The 18,306-nt window shown below is 66.4% G+C and carries 16 protein-coding genes; 12 read left to right on the forward strand and 4 right to left on the reverse strand.

The window, feature by feature from the left end; translation table 11 throughout:
* Positions 1-496: 496 nt before the first annotated feature.
* Genes ACPXB3_RS21680 through ACPXB3_RS21690 form a run of 3 tightly spaced genes read right to left on the reverse strand, consistent with a single transcriptional unit; the run spans position 497 to position 4,465 of the window.
* Complete coding sequence (locus ACPXB3_RS21680; protein WP_425729666.1) at positions 497-2,032, reverse strand: AMP-binding protein; 1,536 nt, start codon at positions 2,030-2,032, stop codon at positions 497-499.
* Positions 2,033-2,047: 15 nt separating this feature from the next.
* Positions 2,048-3,202, reverse strand: a complete 1,155-nt coding sequence (locus tag ACPXB3_RS21685) for an acyl-CoA dehydrogenase family protein (protein ID WP_425729668.1) — start codon at positions 3,200-3,202, stop codon at positions 2,048-2,050.
* 45 nt (positions 3,203-3,247) lie between these two features.
* Complete coding sequence (locus ACPXB3_RS21690) at positions 3,248-4,465, reverse strand: acyl-CoA dehydrogenase family protein (protein ID WP_425729670.1); 1,218 nt, start codon at positions 4,463-4,465, stop codon at positions 3,248-3,250.
* Between the two features lie 167 nt (positions 4,466-4,632).
* On the opposite strand from ACPXB3_RS21690, the gene ACPXB3_RS21695 reads away from it, so the two are divergent.
* From ACPXB3_RS21695 to ACPXB3_RS21750, 12 genes are all read left to right on the forward strand, one after another.
* Positions 4,633-4,824 (forward strand): ferredoxin, encoded by a 192-nt coding sequence (locus tag ACPXB3_RS21695; protein WP_425729672.1) that lies wholly within the window; start codon positions 4,633-4,635, stop codon positions 4,822-4,824.
* Between the two features lie 100 nt (positions 4,825-4,924).
* Positions 4,925-5,818 carry a 3-oxoacyl-ACP reductase gene (locus tag ACPXB3_RS21700; RefSeq protein ID WP_425729674.1) on the forward strand — a complete coding sequence of 298 codons (894 nt, stop codon included), beginning with the start codon at positions 4,925-4,927 and terminating at the stop codon, positions 5,816-5,818.
* Between the two features lie 106 nt (positions 5,819-5,924).
* The gene (locus tag ACPXB3_RS21705; protein ID WP_425707040.1) at positions 5,925-6,689 is read left to right on the forward strand and encodes an MlaE family ABC transporter permease; all 765 of its coding nucleotides are present in this window, start codon (positions 5,925-5,927) and stop codon (positions 6,687-6,689) included.
* Between the two features lie 4 nt (positions 6,690-6,693).
* Entirely contained in the window at positions 6,694-7,545 is an 852-nt protein-coding gene (locus tag ACPXB3_RS21710; protein WP_425707041.1) for an MlaE family ABC transporter permease, read from the forward strand.
* Between the two features lie 3 nt (positions 7,546-7,548).
* Entirely contained in the window at positions 7,549-8,730 is a 1,182-nt protein-coding gene (locus ACPXB3_RS21715; protein WP_425707042.1) for an MCE family protein, read from the forward strand.
* Complete coding sequence (locus ACPXB3_RS21720; RefSeq protein WP_425707043.1) at positions 8,723-9,784, forward strand: MCE family protein; 1,062 nt, start codon at positions 8,723-8,725, stop codon at positions 9,782-9,784. Before ACPXB3_RS21715 ends, ACPXB3_RS21720 begins: the two co-directional genes overlap by 8 nt.
* Positions 9,781-11,010 carry an MCE family protein gene (locus ACPXB3_RS21725; RefSeq protein WP_425729676.1) on the forward strand — a complete coding sequence of 410 codons (1,230 nt, stop codon included), beginning with the start codon at positions 9,781-9,783 and terminating at the stop codon, positions 11,008-11,010. The genes ACPXB3_RS21720 and ACPXB3_RS21725 overlap by 4 nt, the downstream gene beginning before the upstream one ends.
* A gap of 1 nt (position 11,011) precedes the next feature.
* A complete protein-coding gene (locus ACPXB3_RS21730; RefSeq protein ID WP_425707045.1) occupies positions 11,012-12,310 on the forward strand; it encodes an MCE family protein in 1,299 nt (432 codons plus the stop codon).
* Positions 12,307-13,569 (forward strand): MCE family protein, encoded by a 1,263-nt coding sequence (locus ACPXB3_RS21735; RefSeq protein WP_425729678.1) that lies wholly within the window; start codon positions 12,307-12,309, stop codon positions 13,567-13,569. The genes ACPXB3_RS21730 and ACPXB3_RS21735 overlap by 4 nt, the downstream gene beginning before the upstream one ends.
* Positions 13,569-14,987: an MCE family protein gene (locus ACPXB3_RS21740; protein ID WP_425707047.1), complete on the forward strand. Its 1,419-nt coding sequence runs from the start codon at positions 13,569-13,571 to the stop codon at positions 14,985-14,987. The genes ACPXB3_RS21735 and ACPXB3_RS21740 overlap by 1 nt, the downstream gene beginning before the upstream one ends.
* The gene (locus tag ACPXB3_RS21745) at positions 14,984-15,838 is read left to right on the forward strand and encodes a hypothetical protein (protein ID WP_425729680.1); all 855 of its coding nucleotides are present in this window, start codon (positions 14,984-14,986) and stop codon (positions 15,836-15,838) included. Before ACPXB3_RS21740 ends, ACPXB3_RS21745 begins: the two co-directional genes overlap by 4 nt.
* A complete protein-coding gene (locus tag ACPXB3_RS21750) occupies positions 15,838-16,500 on the forward strand; it encodes a hypothetical protein (RefSeq protein WP_425729682.1) in 663 nt (220 codons plus the stop codon). The genes ACPXB3_RS21745 and ACPXB3_RS21750 overlap by 1 nt, the downstream gene beginning before the upstream one ends.
* Positions 16,501-16,597: 97 nt before the next feature.
* Here ACPXB3_RS21750 and ACPXB3_RS21755 read toward each other — a convergent pair whose 3' ends face one another.
* Positions 16,598-18,094, reverse strand: coding sequence for an aldehyde dehydrogenase (locus tag ACPXB3_RS21755; protein WP_425707050.1), 1,497 nt, complete (start codon positions 18,092-18,094; stop codon positions 16,598-16,600).
* Positions 18,095-18,306: the final 212 nt, after the last annotated feature.

Genomic DNA, 18,306 nt, shown 5'->3' on the forward strand with positions numbered 1-18,306 from the left:
GTCGTCGATCATGTGCCCTCCCCTGGCGATCGCTGCGATGGGTCCAGTCTACATGGAAATCCGCTGAGCGCAAGGCCCCAGAAGACGAATACTGTTTGTACACAACATCATTCGCGCGGTCCGAGTCGGCCGATTCTTGTCGGTGGCGTGTGGTAACGGGCGCATTCCCGTGGACTCCGACGTTCGCGAGGCGCTGCCCGAAAACTAGTTGTTGTGATGTTCTTTTGAGTGGACGTATCCATAACAGTTCTGAAGGCGCCGCCGGAGGGGAGTTGGCCAGGGCGATGAACGCCGCGAGCGAGTGAAGCCCGGAGCCGGCTTCGGTCAACGCTCGATGGTAGGTGCTGGCAGCTTTGATGTGGGCGTCAATATTTCGGCTCATCCGCGTCGTTCATCGATCGGCGCTCGGCCGGCCTGCCGGTGCGGTTCGAATTGCTCGCGTCACCTGCGCAGTACCAATGCCGCGACCTGGCTGGCAGTTCATGAACCGGGCAGGCTACGGCGCCCGATACCCGCCGTCGACGCGAACCCAGGTCGGGGTTTGCGTGGCGTCGCGGAGATGACGTTTGACGGTCTTGAAGGTGGCTGTCTCGGGGAGCTCGTCGGCGAGACGAATCCGGTGCGGCCACTGCTTCGAGCCGAGATCGGCTTGCGTGGAGAGGAAGTCGGTGAACGAGGCTGGGTCGAGATCGCCGTCGGTGACCAGAACTGCTTCGATCTCGTCACCGATCTCGACGGGTACGCCGAACACTGCGACTTGTCGAATCACCGGATGGCGCAGGAGAATGCGTTCGATGGGGCCGGTTCCCAGGTTCTCGCCGTCGACGCGCAGCCAGTCGCCCAGGCGGCCGGCGAAGTGGAGATAGCCGGCTTCGTCGACGCACCCGAGGTCGCCGGTGTGGTAGACGCCGCCCCGCATCCGATCCGCTGTGGCATCCGGATCGTTGTAGTACCCGCTGAACAGTCCGGAGCCCGAGGTGTTCACGATCTCGCCGATCTCGCCCGCGGGAGTCGGTGCCGCGGTCTCCGGATCGACGAGGCCGACGGGAGAACGTAAGGGGCCCAGCGCCTCCGGTGGCGTGTCCGGTGTACGGGTGATGGCTACGCCGCCCTCGGTGGACCCGAACCCGTCGACCACCGTACAGCCGAAGCGACGGGCGAAGCGTTCGCGGTCGGCGGCAGATGCCTCGTTGCCGTAGACGATGCGGAGCGCGGTGGTGGCGTCGTCGGGCGCCTCGTCGGTGGCGAGAATGTAGTTCAGCGGCTTGCCGACGTAATTGGCGTAGGTGACCGCGTAACGTTTGACGTCGTCGACGAAGCCGCGGGCGGAGAACCGGCGCCGCAACACCATCGACGCCCCGCCGGCCAGCGCGACCGACCAGCCGGCGATCATCGCGTTGGAATGGAACATCGGCATCGACAGGTAGACGACGTCATCATCGCCGATACCGAACCGCTCGGCGAGCATCACGCCGGCCGCGGCAAAGGTCCGCTGAGTGCAGCGCACCGCCTTCGGTTCCCCGGTGGTGCCGGACGTGAAGATCAACATGAGCAGGTCATCTGGGGAGGTGTCTCGCGGGACGGGCCGGGGCGCAGGAAGGACTGCGGTGCCGGGATCGGTGAACCGGTGGACGTCATGCACCGGCACCCCGACCTCGACGCCATCGAGAAGCATGGCGGTGTGCTCGTCGACGAGGACGAATCGGCAGTCGGCGCGGGCTATGTCGGCGGCCAGCGCGCCACCGCGCCGGGTGGTGTTGAGTCCGACGATGACCAGATTCTCGAGCGCCGCCGCGGCCACCAGGATGCTGAATTCGACGACGTTGTCGAGCAGCACCCCGACATGCGGTGTGCCGGTGTCGCCGAGCATCGCGCGTAGCTCGGCCGCACAGGAACCCGAGCGCCGCAGATGCTCCGAGTACGACAGGAATCCGCCTTCGTGGTGGACGCCGCGGTCGTCGACGTCGGCCAGTGCGCTCAGCAACTGCGCGACGGTCGCCGTGGACGATCCGAGCTCGGCGGTGGTGGACACGAGACGGGCTGCCGTTCAGGCAGGTACGGCTGCCAGTGCCGCGCCGATCGCGGCGAGCATCACCGGCGCCGATCCGAGGGTGAACTCGTTCTGCTTGGCGCGCAGGAAGTATCGATGCAGTGGGTGAGTGGTGTCGAGGCCGACACCCCCGTGTACGTGGACCGCGGAGTGGGCGATCCGATGCCCGGCGTCGCAGGCCCAGAACTTGGCGGTCTGCACCGCGACCCGGAGATCATTGCCGCCGGAACCGGATTCGGGCGTGTCATCGGCAGCGCGGGTGAACAGCCAGGCCGCCGCGGTGGTGGTGAGCGACAGACCCTGTGCATCGATGTAGCCGTCGGCGAGGCGCTGCGCGACGGCCTGAAATGATCCGATGGCCCGGCCGAACTGCTCACGCTCGGTGGCATATCCTGCTGTCAGTTCCAGTGCGCGGCTGACGGTTCCGGACTGATCGGCGCACACCGCGAGCGTCAATCGGTCGGTGATCTCGGTGACGGTATCGGCGCCACCGTGCAATATGCGGTCATCGCCGACGACGACCCCGTCGAAGTCGATCGCACTTGTCGGGGTATTGCCGGTGGCCGGTGTCCCGATGCGGGTGATCCCGGGCGCATCGGCATCGACGACGACGGCGCGCACCCCGGCCGGCGACATCGCGTTCACCACGATCGCCGCGGCCGCCTCGGCGTATGCCACGTTGACCTTGGACCCCGAGAGGCTCCAGCCGGTCTCGGTGCGGGTCAGCCGGGTTTGCGGAGTGCCCGGATCGGTACCCAGGTCTTCCTCGAACGCGACGGTGAGCACCGCCGCGCCGGTGGCGGCCGAACCGAGCAGATGCTCGTTCAGCGTCGGCGAACCGTACGCGGCGATCACCGGCGCCGCGGCGACGGCATGCGGGCCATACGGTACCCGTGCCAGGCGTCGTCCGAGTTGCTCTGTGACGGCGAGAGTTTCGAGGATCGACGCACCGGCGCCGGCATCGCCGACCGAATCCGGGTCGAGCTCGAGCCCGAGGAGCCCGGCCGCGCCGAGTTCGCGCCACAGCACGTCGTCGATGGATGCGTCGTTCGCCTCGAGCTTCGCGACCCGCTCATCGGTGCTGACCTTCTCGGCGATGTCACGCGTCAGCCCGCGCACATCTTCGGTGGTCTCAGAGGCTGTGAAATCCATTGTGCTGCTCTCGCGTCGGCGTCGGTAGGGGTTGGCAGTCGGTGGTCAGCGTCGCTGATGGGGCAGGCCGAGGGCGGTCATCGCGATGATGTCGCGCTGCACCTCGTTGGTGCCGCCCCCGAAGGTGAGGATGAGCGAGGTCCGTTGGAATCGTTCGAGTCTGCCGAGCAGATGCGCCCGAGAACTGCCCGCCCGGATGGTCGCCGCGGGTCCGAGGATTTCCATCAGCAGACGGTATGCCTCGGTGGCGAATTCGGTGCCGAACACCTTGGTGGCCGACGCGTCCGCGGGGCTCGGCGCCCCACCCGAGGCGGCCGCCGACGCGATTTTCCAATTGAGGAGTTTGAGGAACTCCACCTTGGCGTGCACCCGGGCCAGGTTCTGGCGCACCCACGCCGTATCGATGAGGCGTTCGCCGTCGCCGGTCTTGGTCTGCTGTGCCCACGAGACGGTCTCGCGCAGCGCGGTCTGGATCGGTGCGGCACTGCACAGGGCGACGCGTTCGTTGTTGAGCTGATTGGTGATCAGCGACCACCCGCGGCCCTCCTCGCCGACCAGCGAACTCGTCGGCACCCGCACATCGGAGTAATAGGTGGCGCTGGTGTCGACGCCGGCCATGGTGTGCACCGGTGTGTAGGAGAATCCATCGGCGTCGGCGGGCACGATGAGTACCGAGATACCGTGGTGGCGTTTGAGTCCGCGCTCGCGCCCCTCCTCGGTGAGGGTGGCCGGGTCGGTGCGGCAGGCCAGCCAGAGGTAGTCGGCGTAGGCGACCAGGCTCGTCCACATCTTCTGGCCGTTGATCACGTACTCGTCGCCGTCGCGCACCGCGGTGGTCGCCAGCCCGGCGAGGTCGGTGCCGGCGGCGGGCTCGGAGTAGCCGATCGAGAAGTGCAATTCGCCTGCAGCAATCCGCGGCAGGAAATAGGACTTCTGCTCCGCGGAGCCGTAGTGCATGATCGTCGGTGCCACGGAGTTGATCGTGAGGAAGGGGACCGGCGCCCCGGCGATCGCGGCCTCGTCGGTGAAGATCAACTGATCCATCATCGACCGGTTCTGTCCACCGAACTCGGTGGGCCACCCGAGCGCCAGCCAGCCGTCGGCACCCATCTGGCGCACGACGTCGCGGTAGGCGTCACCCTCGCCGAGTTCACCGTCACCACCGGACAGGGCGGCCCGGCGATCATCGGTCATCAGGCCGGTGAAGTAGGAGCGCAGTTCACGGCGTAGCGCCGATTGCTCGTCGGTGTAGGCAATGCGCATGGTGGACTCCGTCGGAGGATCAGGCCGCGCGGGCAGGTAGCGGGCGGGTCGAGGGTCGCGGCCGCACGCACGGACGTGACATCGGGACTCGCCAATATCTGAAACACGTTCTAACGTGTTTGGCGAAGCCCGTCAACCAGCGGGCGTAACCGAGGAGGAGCGAGTCGATGCATATCAAGGCCGATTTCGACCTATGTGAGTCGAATGCCGTCTGTGTTGGGATGGCGCCCGACGTCTTCGAGCTCGATGACGACGACTACCTGGTGATTTTGAAGGACGAAGTGCCCGAGGGGCGGGAGGCGGAGCTCCGGCAGGTGGTTGCGAGCTGCCCGAAGTCCGCGTTGTCGATCCAGGAGTGAGTTTCTGACGAAACCGCCCCGAGGTGATGCCGCCACCGGCTAGCCTGTTAGAACAGGTTCTAGTTTTTGTTCACACGGGGTTTGGCTGAAGGGGTTTCACGTGACTGCTGGATCGTTGGAGGGCCGCGTCGCGGTCGTCACCGGTGCCGGAGCGGGCCTCGGCCGCGCCGAGGCGCTCGGGCTGGCCGGGCAGGGAGCGACGGTCATCGTCAACGACCTGGCCGCGGCGCTGGAGGCCAGTGACGTCATCGACACCATCACCGCGGCCGGCGGCACCGCGGTGCCCGTCGCGGGCGACATCTCGGATTCGGCCACCGCGGCCGAGATCATGCGGACCGCCACCGCCGACCTCGGCGGCCTGCACATCGTCGTGAACAACGCAGGCGTCGTGCGCGACAAGATGCTGTTCAACCTCACCGACGACGACTGGGATCTGGTCCTCCGGGTGCACCTGCGCGGGCACTTCCTGCTCAATCGCAACGCGGGTGCGTACTGGCGCAACGAGTCCAAGGCCGCCGGGGCGCCGGTGTACGGCCGCCTGATCAACACCTCCTCGGAGGCCGGGCTCCTCGGCCCGGAGGGGCAGGCCAACTACGGTGCCGCGAAAGCCGGGATCACCGCGCTCACGCTGTCCGCGTCACGCGCGCTGGGGCGCTACGGCGTCCGGGCCAACGCCATCTGCCCGCGGGCGCGCACCGCGATGACCGCCGGTGTCTTCGGGGACGCACCCACCGCAGGTGTCGACCCGCTCTCGCCCGATCACGTGGTGAAACTCGTGACCTACCTTGGTGGTCCGGATGCCGATTCGGTTACCGGACAGGTCTTTGTCGTGTACGGTCCCCGAGTCATGGTGATGGCCGCGCCCACGGTGGATGAGGTCTTCACCGCGGAGGGGGATGCATGGGACGAGGGGGATCTTGCCAAGACGTTGAGCAGCTACTTCGCCGACCGCGATCCGCGCCGCACATTCTCGGCCCGCGACCTGATGAGCTGAATGGTCCGCGAGTTGATGAGCTGAATGGTTGCTGTGGGTCAAGTGACCTACTATTGACCGATCCCGGTGATATGTTGCGCGTGAGTTCCAAGGCTTGAGGAGTGCTGTGCTGAGCAGGCTTGCGGGACCCCTCGATGGGGTGGGCGACTTCGTCGCGCTCGGGGTCGACTCGACCCGGGAACTGTTCCGCCGGCCCTTCCAGTGGCGGGAAACCGTCGAACAGTCCTGGGCGATCGCCCGGGTGTCGATGGTGCCCACGCTCCTCGTCGCGATTCCCTTCACCGTTCTGGTGAGCTTCACCCTCAACATCCTGCTGCGCGAGATCGGTGCGCAGGACCTCTCCGGCGCGGGCGCCGCCCTGGGCACCATCACCCAGATCGGTCCGATCGTGACGGTGCTGATCGTCGCAGGCGCCGGGGCGACCGCGATCTGCGCCGACCTCGGCGCGCGCACCATCCGCGAAGAGATCGACGCGATGAAGGTGCTCGGCATCAATCCGGTGCATCGGCTCGTCGTGCCGCGCATCATCGCCTCCACCGGGGTGGCGGTCCTGCTCAACAGCCTGGTCTGCACGATCGGTATCGGCGGCGGCTTCGTGTTCTCGGTGTATCTGCAAGACGTCAATCCCGGCGCCTTCATCGCCAACCTGACACTGCTCACCGGGTTCGGCGAGTTGATGATCTCGATGGTCAAGGCCGCACTGTTCGGTCTGTTCGCCGGGATGGTCGGCTGCTACCAAGGGCTCAACGTCAAAGGTGGCGCGAAGGGTGTGGGCGACGCGGTCAACGAAACGGTCGTCTACTCCTTCATGGCGCTGTTCGTGGTGAACGTCGTGGTGACCGCGGTCGGTCTCAAGGCGACGGCGGGGTAGCGGGATGGTCCTACCGTTCACCACCCGGCTCCGCACTGCGCGTGTGGCGGTCAAACGCGCCGGCGAGGACTGGAACCAGATCGGCGATCAGGCCCTGTTCTATTGGGACAGCATCATCTCGATCCCGCGCGCGGTCCGCCTCTACAAGCGGGAGACGCTGCGACTGATCGCCGAGATCTCCATGGGCACAGGTGCACTCGCCATGATCGGCGGCACCGTGGTGGTGGTCGGGTTCCTCACCCTGTTCACCGGCGGCACCATCGCCGTGCAGGGCTACAGCTCACTGGCCAACATCGGCGTCGAGGCGCTGACCGGATTCTTCTCCGCCTTCATCAACGTGCGCATCGCCGTGCCGGTGATCTCCGGCATCGCCCTGGCCGCGACGATCGGCGCCGGCGCCACGGCACAGTTGGGCGCGATGCGTGTCAGTGAGGAGATCGACGCCCTCGAGACGATGGCGATCTCCTCGATCCCCTATCTGGTGAGCACCCGCATCGTGGCCGGGATGATCGCCATCGTCCCGCTGTATTCGCTGGCCTCACTCGCGTCGTTCCTGGCCAGCCGCTTTGCCACCGTCGTCCTCTACGGACAGTCACCGGGAGTCTACGACCACTACTTCAACACCTTCCTGATCCCGTCGGACATCCTGTGGTCGTTCGTACAGGCCATCTGTATGGCCATCGCGGTCATGCTCATCCACACCTACTACGGCTACAACGCGACCGGCGGCCCCGTCGGCGTCGGCGTCGCCGTCGGCAACGCCGTCCGCGCGTCGCTGGTGGTCGTCGTCGTCATCACCCTGCTCACCTCCCTGGCCATCTACGGCTCCGACGGCAAATTCAACCTGGCGGGCTGAGCGATGGCGAGACGGCAGGAACGCGGCAACGCGGTGCGCAAGGTCGCCGCGGTGGTCATGGTCGGCACCCTGGTCGCCGTCATCGCCGCCGCCGCGGGCTCGTTCCTCGGGTGGTTCGCCGACACCGAACAGATCACGCTGCAAGCGCCCCGCGCCGGCCTGGTGATGAGTCCGGATGCCAAGGTTCGGTTGCGCGGCGTGCAGGTGGGCAGGGTCAAGTCGATCACCGAGACCGGCGACCATGCCGTCCTCGCCCTCGATATCGACTCCGACCAGATGTCGCAGATCCCGGGCAATGTGACCGCACAGATCAAGTCCAACACCGTCTTCGGTGCCAAGTCGGTGTACTTCGAGGTCCCCGAGTCCGGGGCCAGCGGCCAACTGCAGCCGGGGCAGGTCCTCGACGCAGATCACGTCGTCGTCGAGCTCAACACGGTCTATCAGCAACTCGTGTCGGTGCTCGCCGACCTGCAGCCCGAAAAGCTCAACTCCACCGTCGGTGCCGTCAACACCGCGCTGACCGGCCGGGGCGCCGATATCGGGAATTCGCTGGCCCAACTGTCCGATCTGCTCGGCAAGACCAACCCGCACCTGCCCGAGCTCGACGAACTGATCCGCCAGACCGCCACGGCCACCAACGTCTACGGCGATGTGATGGGTGATCTGATGCGGACCATCGACAACGCGGTGTACACCGGAAACACCTTGCGCAGCAATGCCTCCAATTTCGATGCCCTGTTGATCAACGTCACCGGCATGGCCAACACCATCAACAACGACGTGCTCGTCCCGTCGAAGGCCGACCTGATGGCGACGCTGAGCCAATTCGACCCGGTGTCACAGCTTCTCGGCTATCAGGCGCCGGGGATCTCCTGCTTCTTGCGCACCACCGCCACCGCCGCCGACATGGCCAAGCCCCTCGAGGGCGGTGACAACGGCATGCTCAAGCTCTACGCCGGACTGCTGCCCGGCAAGGAGCCCTACACCTACCCGCGGAGCCTGCCGCGCATCGGCGCCCAAGGTGCCCCCACCTGCGCCGGCGGACTGAGTGATCCGAGCACGACCGAACACTCGAAGTTCTACGTGACCGACAACGCGCCGGTGCCCTACCAGCCGCGCATGACGCCAAAGGTCAACCGCGAGAAGCTCTTCAACTTGTTGTTCGGGGAGCCGAGCCTTGGATAACCGCGCACGCGCCTTCCGCGCGACCGTCATCAAACTTGCTGCCTTCGCCATCGTCATGGTCCTGGTCTTCATCGGTCTCGTCGTGGTGTTCAGCAGCTACCGTTCCGGCAGTTCCGACGACTACAAGGCGTTGTTCACCAGCGCCTCACAGATGAAGTCGGGCAGCAAGGTCAAGATCGCCGGGGTGGAGGTGGGATCGGTCGACGGGGTGTCACTGACCCGCGACAACGAGGCGCAGGTGCGGTTTTCCGTCGACGAGCAGTACAAGTTGCCGCGATCGGTGCGGGCGCTGATCCGGTATGAGAACCTCACCGGCGACCGGTATCTCGAACTACAGCAGGGCCCCGGCGATCCCGACGACCAGCTCTCGCCCGCCGACACCATCCCGATCTCGCAGACCGAGCCGGCCCTCGATCTCGACAAGCTGCTCGGCGGGTTCAAGCCGTTGTTCCGCACTCTCGACGCCAAGGAGGTCAACGAGCTGTCCACGTCGCTGGTCGCGGTGTTCCAGGGACAGGGCCCGGCGTTGAACAAGCTGCTCGGCGACACCGCGACCTTCACCAATGCGCTCGGCAACCGTGATCAACTCATCGACAGCGTCATCGACAACCTCAACCAGATGCTGGGCACCCTCGACGGTGACCGCCGGGGCCTCGACACCGGCCTCGACCAGATGCAGATGCTCATCACCGGGCTCTCGGCACAGCGCGGCACCATCGGCAATTCGCTGACCCAGACCGCGCAGGTCACCAACGGGCTGGCCGACCTCCTCTCGTCGACCCGCCCCGGGCTGAAGTCGACGCTGACCAGCATCGGGGTCGCCTCCGACAACGTTCTGCAGGCCGAACCGTTCCTGCGGTCGCTGCTGCCGCGGCTGCCCAACGACTACAAGATGCTGTCGAATCTCGGCAGTTACGGTGCGTGGCTGCAGATCTACTTCTGCCGCATCCGGCTGCTGCTGAGCGGTCCGGACGGCAAACAGTACTTCTTCACCTCCAACGACGTCATGGGAGACACCACCAAGGCCGGGGGGAGGTGTTCGACGCAGTCATGAGTATCAGTGGATCTTTGGGAAATCTGTTCGGCACCAAGCGTTCCGGGTCGGGCGAGGCCGATGTCGCGCGGGAACACAAGCGCGGTGGGCGGACCCGTCGGCAGATCGGGATGATCGGCATCGTGCTGACCACGATGGTCGTCATCGTCGCCCTGCAGATGGACAAGTTGCCGCTGATCTCGCCGATCAGCACCTACACCGCATATTTCGACGACGCCGGCGGTCTGGTCACCGGCGACATCGTCACCGTCGCCGGGGTGAACGTGGGCACCGTGGAGAAGATCGAACTCGCCGACACCGATCAGGGCACCAAGGCCGCAGTGGCCTTCCGGCTCGCCGACACCGTGCAGATGGGCACCGACACCCAGGCCGCGATCAAGACCGAAACCGTGCTCGGCCGAAGGAATCTGACGATTCTGCCGCACGGCCCGGGACATATCGAGCCGGGCGGTGAGATCCCCAACCGCAACACGGTGGCGCCGTATTCGCTGACCGACGCGCTCGACAACGCCACCGACACCTTGTCGCAGACCGACACCACCCAGTTGAACAAGGCGCTCGACACGCTCTCGGTGACCTTCTCGGCCACCCCCGATCAGGTGCAGGGCGCCGTCGACGGTGTCGCGAAGCTGTCCAAGGCGGTCGCCGACCGCGACAATGCGCTGCGTGAACTGCTGGCCAAGGCCAACGGCGTCAGCAAGATCGTCGGCGACCGCAGCAAGCAGCTCAACCAGTTGCTCCTCGACGCGAACATGCTGCTCGGTGAACTGCAGTTCCGGCGGACGGCCATCGCGCAGTTGATCAGCGGAACCCGCGACGTCGCTGCGCAGATCAGTGGGTTCATCGCCGACAACAACGCGCAGCTGACGCCGGTGCTCGACAAGTTCAACCGGGTCCTCGACATCCTCAACGACAACGAGGCGAACCTGAAGAAGACGGTGGACCGGCTGGGGCCGTTCGCCAACGCGCTCGGCGAATCGGTGTCCAACGGTCCGAACTTCGACTCGCTGGTCGGGGTCAGCACGTTCGGTGACTACACCGCGACCTTCATGAAGGTGCTGCAGCAGAAGTATCCCGAGGTCGCGCAGGCCTTCGCCTATTCGGGATTCCCGTTGCTGCCCAACGCATGGAGTCAGGCCCCCGGCGCCAACAGCCGTCCGGCACCGGGCCCGGCGCCGTCGCCGACGATCCCCACACCCCCTCCGACGACAAGGCCGGGTGGCTGAGATGAGCAGACGATCCGGATTCGGCACGGCCACGGCCGACGGCGGGACGCGGCGCACCGCATGGGTGGTACTCGCGGTCGTCGTGTTGGTCGTGCTGGTGGCGGTGCTCGGCTACGTCGGCTATCACCGCTCCACGACCGCACGGCTGACCGCCTACTTCGCCGGCACCACCGGCCTCTACGAGGGCGACTCGGTGCGGGTGCTCGGCGTCAAGGTCGGAAAAGTCGCGTCGATCACGCCGCGCAGCGGTGACGTGAAGGTCGAACTCGAGGTGGAGCGCAGCGTCAAGATCCCGGCCGACGCGCGTGCCGTCGTCGTGGCGCAGAGCCTGGTCTCGGGGCGCTTCGTCCAGCTGACGCCGGTGTACTCGAAGGGCCCGCAACTGACCGACGGCGCCGACATCCCGATGGAACGCACCGCCGTGCCGATGGAATGGGATCAGGTCAAGGCGCAGTTGCAGCGGGTCACCGAAGCCGTCGGCCCCCACGGCGCCGACCCGGGCGCCGCAGCGCGGGCCGTCGACGTCGGCGCCCAGAACCTCGATGGTGCGGGCACAGCCATCAACAACTCGATCACCCAGCTCTCCGATGTGATGGGCACCCTCGCGTCCGGGCGCGACGACCTGTTCACCACGATCCGGAATCTGCAGAAGCTGACCGATGCGCTCTCGTCGAGTCATGAGCAGATGGTGCAGTTCAACGGCCGCATCGCGTCGGTGTCGAGTGTGCTCGCCGACAACACCGATCAGCTCAACGGTGCGCTGCACAACCTGGATTCGGCGATGACCGACGTGCAGAACTTCATCAACACCAACCAGAACTCGCTCACCGGGGCGGTCTCGCGGCTGGCCAAGACCGCGGGCATCCTCGCCGACAAGGACGAGCAGATGCGCGGGTTGCTGCATTCGGCACCCAATCAGCTCGCCAACTTCTACAACATCTACAACCCGCTCACCGGGTCGTTGTCGGGTGTGTTCGGCCTCGGTATGGGCAACAACCTCATCACCCTGCTGTGCGGCACGATGGAGGCCAACAATCGGCCCGGGCAGAGCGAGGTCGACATCAACAAGTGCGTCGACACCCTGGCGCCGGTCCTGCAGTCGATCGTCGTCGCCTATCCGCCGTTCATGACCAACCCGGTCAACGGCATCAACGCGACGCCCGGTCAGGTCACCTACCAGAACGCCGACGTGGCGGCGCGGGCGCAGCAGGGCATCCGCGATCAGGACGCGGCCACCCGCCGTGCCAACGGGGGCGGCCCGCTGGCCGATCTGCTCGTGCCGTGGGGAGGCGAAGGATGATGGGCAGGCCACAGGTGCGGCATCTGCGCCTGATCCTGCTCGTCGCGACGGTCACCATCGTGGCGTCGGCGTGCAGTTTCAACGGCATCAACAGCCTGCCGGTGCCCGGCGCGCAGGGCACGAGCCGGGATTCGTACCAGATCAGCGCGGTCATCCCGAGCGCCACCGGCCTGGTGAACAACGCACCGGTGCTCATCGACGACGCCACGGTCGGCAGCGTCGGGTCGATCACCGTCGCACCCGGATGGAACGCGAAGGTCGTCATCCGGCTCAATCCCGGGGTGAAGGTGGCCAAGGGGTCGCACGTGATGGTCGGGATGACCAGTGTGCTCGGTTCGACCCACCTCGAGATCGTCGAGCCGGCGCCGGGTGATCAAGGCGATCTGGCGCCCGGTGATCAGATACCGTTGCCGCACTGCCCCAAGGCCGACAACATCGACCAGCCCACCAGCAACCCGGTCCCCGACATCAACTCCGCCCAGCAGGTGCCCGGCTGCAACTACCCGTCGACCGAGCAGGTGCTCAGCGCGTTGTCGGTGGTGCTCAACGGTGGTGGACTCTCGCAGTTCGGCGACATCGTGCATGAGATGAGCCAGATCTTCGCGGGCCGCGATCAGCAGATCCGCGCGTTGATCCCGCGGCTGACGACGCTCGTCGGCGATCTGAACCGGCAGCGCGACAACATCATTCATGCGACCGAGGGTCTCGACCGGCTCTCGCTCGCGGTGAACCAGCAGACCCCCACCCTGCAGAAGGCGTTGCGTGACGGACCGGAGATCCTGAAGCTGCTCAACGATCAGCGTCAGCAATTCGTCAACGCACTCGACTCGGTCGGCCGGTTGTCGGCGACCACCAACGATGTGCTGGATGCGAATTCGCAAGACATCAAGACGATCGTCTCGAATATGGCCAAGGCCTTCCAAGGACTTGCCGCCGCCGGCCCGGCGCTGCCCGGTTCGCTGCGACTGCTCCTCACCTTCCCGTTCCTGGAAGAGGAGATCCCGACGATGGTCAAGGGTGACTACATCAACTCCGACCTCGTCCTGGACCTCACGATTCCCAAGCTGCAGCGCAGCATCCTGCGCTCGGTCGGCGTCGTCGGTCCCGAGGGCATCACCGGCCGGCCCGCGGGCGCCGCCGGGCGTGGGCTCAACCCGTTCACCTCGCCGCTGCAGCCGGGCGGCGAAACACGTTCGGAGAACGCCGCTCCCATCCCGGCGACGCAGAACCCGCCGCGCTCGCAGGGCGGTGGCCACTGATGAAGATCACCCGTTTCGTCCGGATTCAGTTGACGATCTTCGCCATCATCACCGTCGTCGCGATCGTGGCGATGGCCCTGTTCTATGTGCGTATTCCGGCGATGTTCGGGGTGGGGCGCTACCAGGTGACCCTGCACATGCCCGATACCGGCGGCCTCTATGAGAACGCCAACGTCAGCTTCCGTGGCGTCAACGTCGGCAAGGTCAAGTCGGTACAGCTCACCGAATCGGGGGTGTCGGCACAGTTGTCGATCGACAGCGACACCAAGATCCCGGCGAACTCGGCGGCCGCGGTGCGCAGCGTCTCGGCGGTCGGTGAGCAGTACGTCGAATTCACCCCGCCCCCCGGCGATTCGAGCACCGACGACCTGGGTGACGGTGCAACCGTGTCCACCAAGGACGTGCCGGTGGAGATCTCGGCGGTGCTCGACCAGGCCACCGCACTGCTGAACCGGGTCGGCGACGCCAACCTGCGCTCACTCATCGACGAGGCCTTCGACGCGTTCAACGGCACCGCCGAAGACCTGCGCCGCCTGATGGATTCGATGATCCTGCTGGTCGACGACGCCAACAAGAACTCCGATGTCACCATCGACCTCGTCAAACAGGCCGGTCCGTTGATGGCCACGCAGTCGGCGACGGCCGGTCAGATCCGGGCGTGGACGGCCGACGCGGTGAAGGTGACCGATCAGCTGCGCGCCAACAATCCCGAGATCTCCGACCTGCTCGCGAAGGGTCCGGCGGCGGCCGCGTCGGCACAGAAGCTGTTCGCGTCGATGGATCAGTCGCTGCCGCTGCTGCTGGCCAACCTCAACACGGTGTCGAAGACGACGGCGGTATATCTGCCGAATCTGCAGCAGGTGCTGGTGATCTACCCGCGGCTGATCGACACACTCCTGACGGCCGTCAACGCCGGAGATCCGCGTTACGGCCCCAGCGTCGAGTTCTCGCTCGGCTTCCAGGATCCGCCGCCCTGCACGATCGGGTACCTGCCGCCCTCGCAGTGGCGCAGTCCCGCGGAGCAGAATGCGCGGGAACTGCCGCCGGGCATGCTGTGCCGGGTGCCGCAGAACTCGCAGATCGCGGTGCGCGGCGCCCGCAACTATCCGTGTACGGAGTTCCCCGGCCGGCGCGCGCCGACCCCCGAGGAGTGCCGAACCGGATACAAGCCGATCAGCAACCGCGTGGTGCCCTTCCCCAACGGAATCCCGGGTCTGCTGCCCGCACCTGCAGGTTATGTGACCCAGGGGACGCCTACCGCACATGAGGCCGGGCCGGCCGTCTACGGCACCACGTACGATCCGGGGTCGGGCGACTTCATCGGCCCGGACGGACGCACGTACAACGCCGGCACCGGCGAGCAAGGACACGACACGACATGGCAGAGCCTGATCACGGGAGCGGTGGACGCCCGGTGAACTCGGCTTCGCACAAGACGGGGCAGGTGCCATCGGCGCCGGTGCGCTCGGCACCGCTGCGTCGCCGCCGCAAGACGGAAAAGCCCGAGCCCGGCGCAGCCGAGCCGACCACCACCGAACCGACCACCACCGAACCGACCACCACCGAACCGACCACCACCGAAGACGCCACGCCCGAAGGTGATGTCTCGCTGACGAAGTCGCCGGCCGAATCGGCGGACACGAGCGACTCCGCCACCGACCCGGACGCGTTGGTGGCGTCGATGAGTTACCGCGAACGGCGTCGCCGTCGGCTCGCCGCATCCGGTGACACCGCGCCCGCCCAGGTCGCCAAGGTGTCGGCGCTACGCGCCCGTTCGGACCGTTCGATCCTGAAGCTGGTCGCGACGAGTCTGGCGGTGCTGATCATCGTCGGCTGCCTCGTCGCCTCGGCGGTGTTCGCGATCGCGCTCGGCCGCATCGATCACCAGCGGGATCTGCGTGCGGAGTATTCAGGTTTCGCCCAGCAGATGACGGTCACGATGACCAGCCTGAATCCCGGCAACGTCGACGCCGCGATGAAGACCATGTCCGACAAGACCAGCGGGACCGCGCAGCAGCGGCTCAACGAGTCCATGGGACAGGCGGTTTCGCTCGTGCGGGATCAGAAGCTGGATGTGTCGTCGCGGGTCATCAGTGACGCCGTCACCAAGGCCGCCGACGACGAGGGTTCGGTGATCGTCGTATACGGCTGGCAGATGAAGCCTGCGGATCCGAAGGAGCAGACCATCGTTCAGACGTTCCGCTGGCGGGTGGACATCACCCGGATCAACGGCCAACTGAAGATGACCGATTTCGAGTGGGTGACCTGATGCGGCTCTCGGTCGGGCAGGTGGTCGCGGGCGTAGTGGCGGTGCTGGTCGTCGCCTCGGTGGCGCTCGCCGGTGTGCTCGGGTATCGCTACCTCGATGCCCGGTGGACAGAGGACGCCCGGGATTCGTCGCTGGCGGATGCGAAGTCTTATGCGACAACGATGTTCGGCTATGACCCGGGGAATGTTGCTGCGCATGTGGACGGTACGAAGTCGGTGGTGACCGGTCCGGCGAAGGCCCAGTACGACAAGCTGATCACGAAACCCGTTCCCGGACAGGACATAAGCTTCGTCGACGGGGTGCGCAAACAGCAGGTCGTCTCGCAGGCGGTGATCCAGGACGCCGGGGTCGTCACCAACACCCGGGACTCCTCGACGGTGCTGCTGTTCATGAACCAGTCGGTCAGCCGGGGCGGCAAGGACCTCGTGCGCGTCGATCCGAGTCGGTTGACCTTCTCGATGATCAAGCGCGACGGACGCTGGCTGATCGAGAACATCGACATCATCACCGACGATTCGTTCCGCAGCCGCATACAGCAGGTGTCGACGCCACCTCCGGGGGCGGTCCCGCTGCCCGGACCGAGCGAGTCTCCCGCCCCGTCGTCGAGCGCGGCCCCGCCGGCAGGCCCCGCGCCGCAGAGCTCGCCGGTGCCGACCCCCTGATCGGCTTCCCGCTCAATCAATTCGTTCCCGCTCGACGATCTCGTCGAGCGGGAACGAAATCGTTGAGCGGGAACGTCAGTGAGCGGGACGGCCGGGATCAGGACTGGGTCGGGGTGTAGCCCATCGGCAGCATCGTCGACTTGTGCTCGACGAAGGACTCGAGTCCTTCGGGGCCGCATTCACGGCCGATGCCGGAGTTCTTGAAGCCGCCGAACGGCGATCCCGGGTCGATGGCATAGAAGTTGATACCGAAGGTCCCGGTGCGGATCTTGCCGGAGATCTCGATGCCCCGTTCGATGTCGGAGGTCCACACCGATCCGGCGAGCCCGTACTCGGAGTCGTTGGCGATCGCGATGGCCTCGTCGACGTCGTCGTAGTCGATCACCGACAGCACCGGACCGAAGATCTCCTCCTGGGCGATGGTCATGTCGTTGGTGACGCCGGTGAAGATCGTCGGGGTGATGAAGTTGCCGCCGTCGAGGCCCTCGGGGCGCACGCTCTCCAATACCGCGGTGGCGCCTGCGGCCTTGCCTGCCTCGATGTAGCCCTCGATGCGTTTCAGCTGGCGCTCACTGATCACCGGACCGAGCTGAACCTCGGGATCGGTGGGCAGCCCCACCTTCATCGTCTTGGCTGCGGCGACCATCGCGTCGACGATCTCGTCGTGGCGGCTGCGTGGGACCAGCACGCGGGTCTGCGCGACGCACGCCTGGCCGGTGTTGAACAGGCCGAGGAACACCAGCATGCCGATGTTGGCCTCGACGTCGACGTCGTCGAGGACGATGGCCGCGGACTTGCCGCCGAGCTCCAGCGAGCAGCGTTTGAGGGACTGGGCGCAGGCCGCACCGATGGCCTTGCCCGCCGCCGTCGACCCGGTGAAGGTGATCTTGTCGACGTCGGGATGGTTCACCAGGGCCTCGCCGGTCGCGGCGGCGCCGGGCACCACCGAGATGACGCCCTCGGGCACACCGGCTTCGGTGAAGATCTCGGCGATCAGGTTCGCCGTCTGCGGGGTCTCGGGCGCGGGCTTGAGGACGACCGAACAGCCGGCAGCCAGCGCGGCACCGAACTTGTTGCACACCAAGAACAACGGGACGTTCCACGCGGTGATGGCGCCGACCACGCCCACGGCCTCACGGGTGACCAGGGTGGTGCCGAACAGGCCGGTGCGGTACTCCTCCCACGGATACGTGCGGGCGGCGGCAGCGTAGGCGCGCAGCACCCCGGTGCCGGGCAGTTTCTGCAGCATGTCGATGGCGCTCGGCGGCGCACCCATCTCCGCGGAGACGACGGCGCCGATCTCGTCGAAGCGGGCGTCGATGAGGTCGGCCACCCGGTCGAGTACGTCGGCACGTTCGGCAGCGGGCTTGCCCGACCACACCCCGGACGCGAACGCGGCGGCCGCGGTACGCACCGCGGTGTCCACGTCGGTCTCGTCGGCCAGCGGCACCGATCCGACTCGTTCGCCGGTGGCAGGGGAGAAGACCTCGAGGATCTCGGTGGAATGCGGCGCGACCCAGGATCCCCCCAGGTACAGGCTGGTGTGGTCGCTCCCGACGCCGGTGCGGGTGCCGGCCTCGACGGTCTCGGTCATGTAGGTGCTCCTCGGTTGTGAACTACTCCACAACCGATGTTAGAACACGTTCTAATTTCCGTCGATGGTGTCGCCGAATCTGCAGCCGTTGGTCGCGGTTTCCGCGACTAACGGCTGCAGACTTCGGTGGTCAGAGTCCGCGGGTGGCGAGCAGGTGGGCCAGGTGGGCTTCGATCGGCGACTGGTCGGTAGCCACGACGGTGTCGGCGTCT

Source organism: Gordonia sp. DT219, from assembly GCF_049847065.1.
In the GTDB taxonomy this organism is placed as follows: Bacteria; Actinomycetota; Actinomycetes; order Mycobacteriales; family Mycobacteriaceae; genus Gordonia.

Excerpts from the sequence above, each read along its gene's own strand:
- ACPXB3_RS21730 (WP_425707045.1), top strand. The coding sequence starts at position 11,012 with ATGAGCAGACGATCCGGATTCGGCACGGCCACGGCCGACGGCGGGACG.
- ACPXB3_RS21690 (WP_425729670.1), bottom strand. The coding sequence starts at position 4,465 with ATGCGCATTGCCTACACCGACGAGCAATCGGCGCTACGCCGTGAACTG.
- ACPXB3_RS21755 (WP_425707050.1), bottom strand. The coding sequence starts at position 18,094 with ATGACCGAGACCGTCGAGGCCGGCACCCGCACCGGCGTCGGGAGCGAC.
- ACPXB3_RS21710 (WP_425707041.1), top strand. The coding sequence starts at position 6,694 with ATGGTCCTACCGTTCACCACCCGGCTCCGCACTGCGCGTGTGGCGGTC.
- ACPXB3_RS21685 (WP_425729668.1), bottom strand. The coding sequence starts at position 3,202 with ATGGATTTCACAGCCTCTGAGACCACCGAAGATGTGCGCGGGCTGACG.
- ACPXB3_RS21735 (WP_425729678.1), top strand. The coding sequence starts at position 12,307 with ATGATGGGCAGGCCACAGGTGCGGCATCTGCGCCTGATCCTGCTCGTC.
- ACPXB3_RS21750 (WP_425729682.1), top strand. The coding sequence starts at position 15,838 with ATGCGGCTCTCGGTCGGGCAGGTGGTCGCGGGCGTAGTGGCGGTGCTG.
- ACPXB3_RS21695 (WP_425729672.1), top strand. The coding sequence starts at position 4,633 with ATGCATATCAAGGCCGATTTCGACCTATGTGAGTCGAATGCCGTCTGT.
- ACPXB3_RS21740 (WP_425707047.1), top strand. The coding sequence starts at position 13,569 with ATGAAGATCACCCGTTTCGTCCGGATTCAGTTGACGATCTTCGCCATC.
- ACPXB3_RS21715 (WP_425707042.1), top strand. The coding sequence starts at position 7,549 with ATGGCGAGACGGCAGGAACGCGGCAACGCGGTGCGCAAGGTCGCCGCG.
- ACPXB3_RS21725 (WP_425729676.1), top strand. The coding sequence starts at position 9,781 with ATGAGTATCAGTGGATCTTTGGGAAATCTGTTCGGCACCAAGCGTTCC.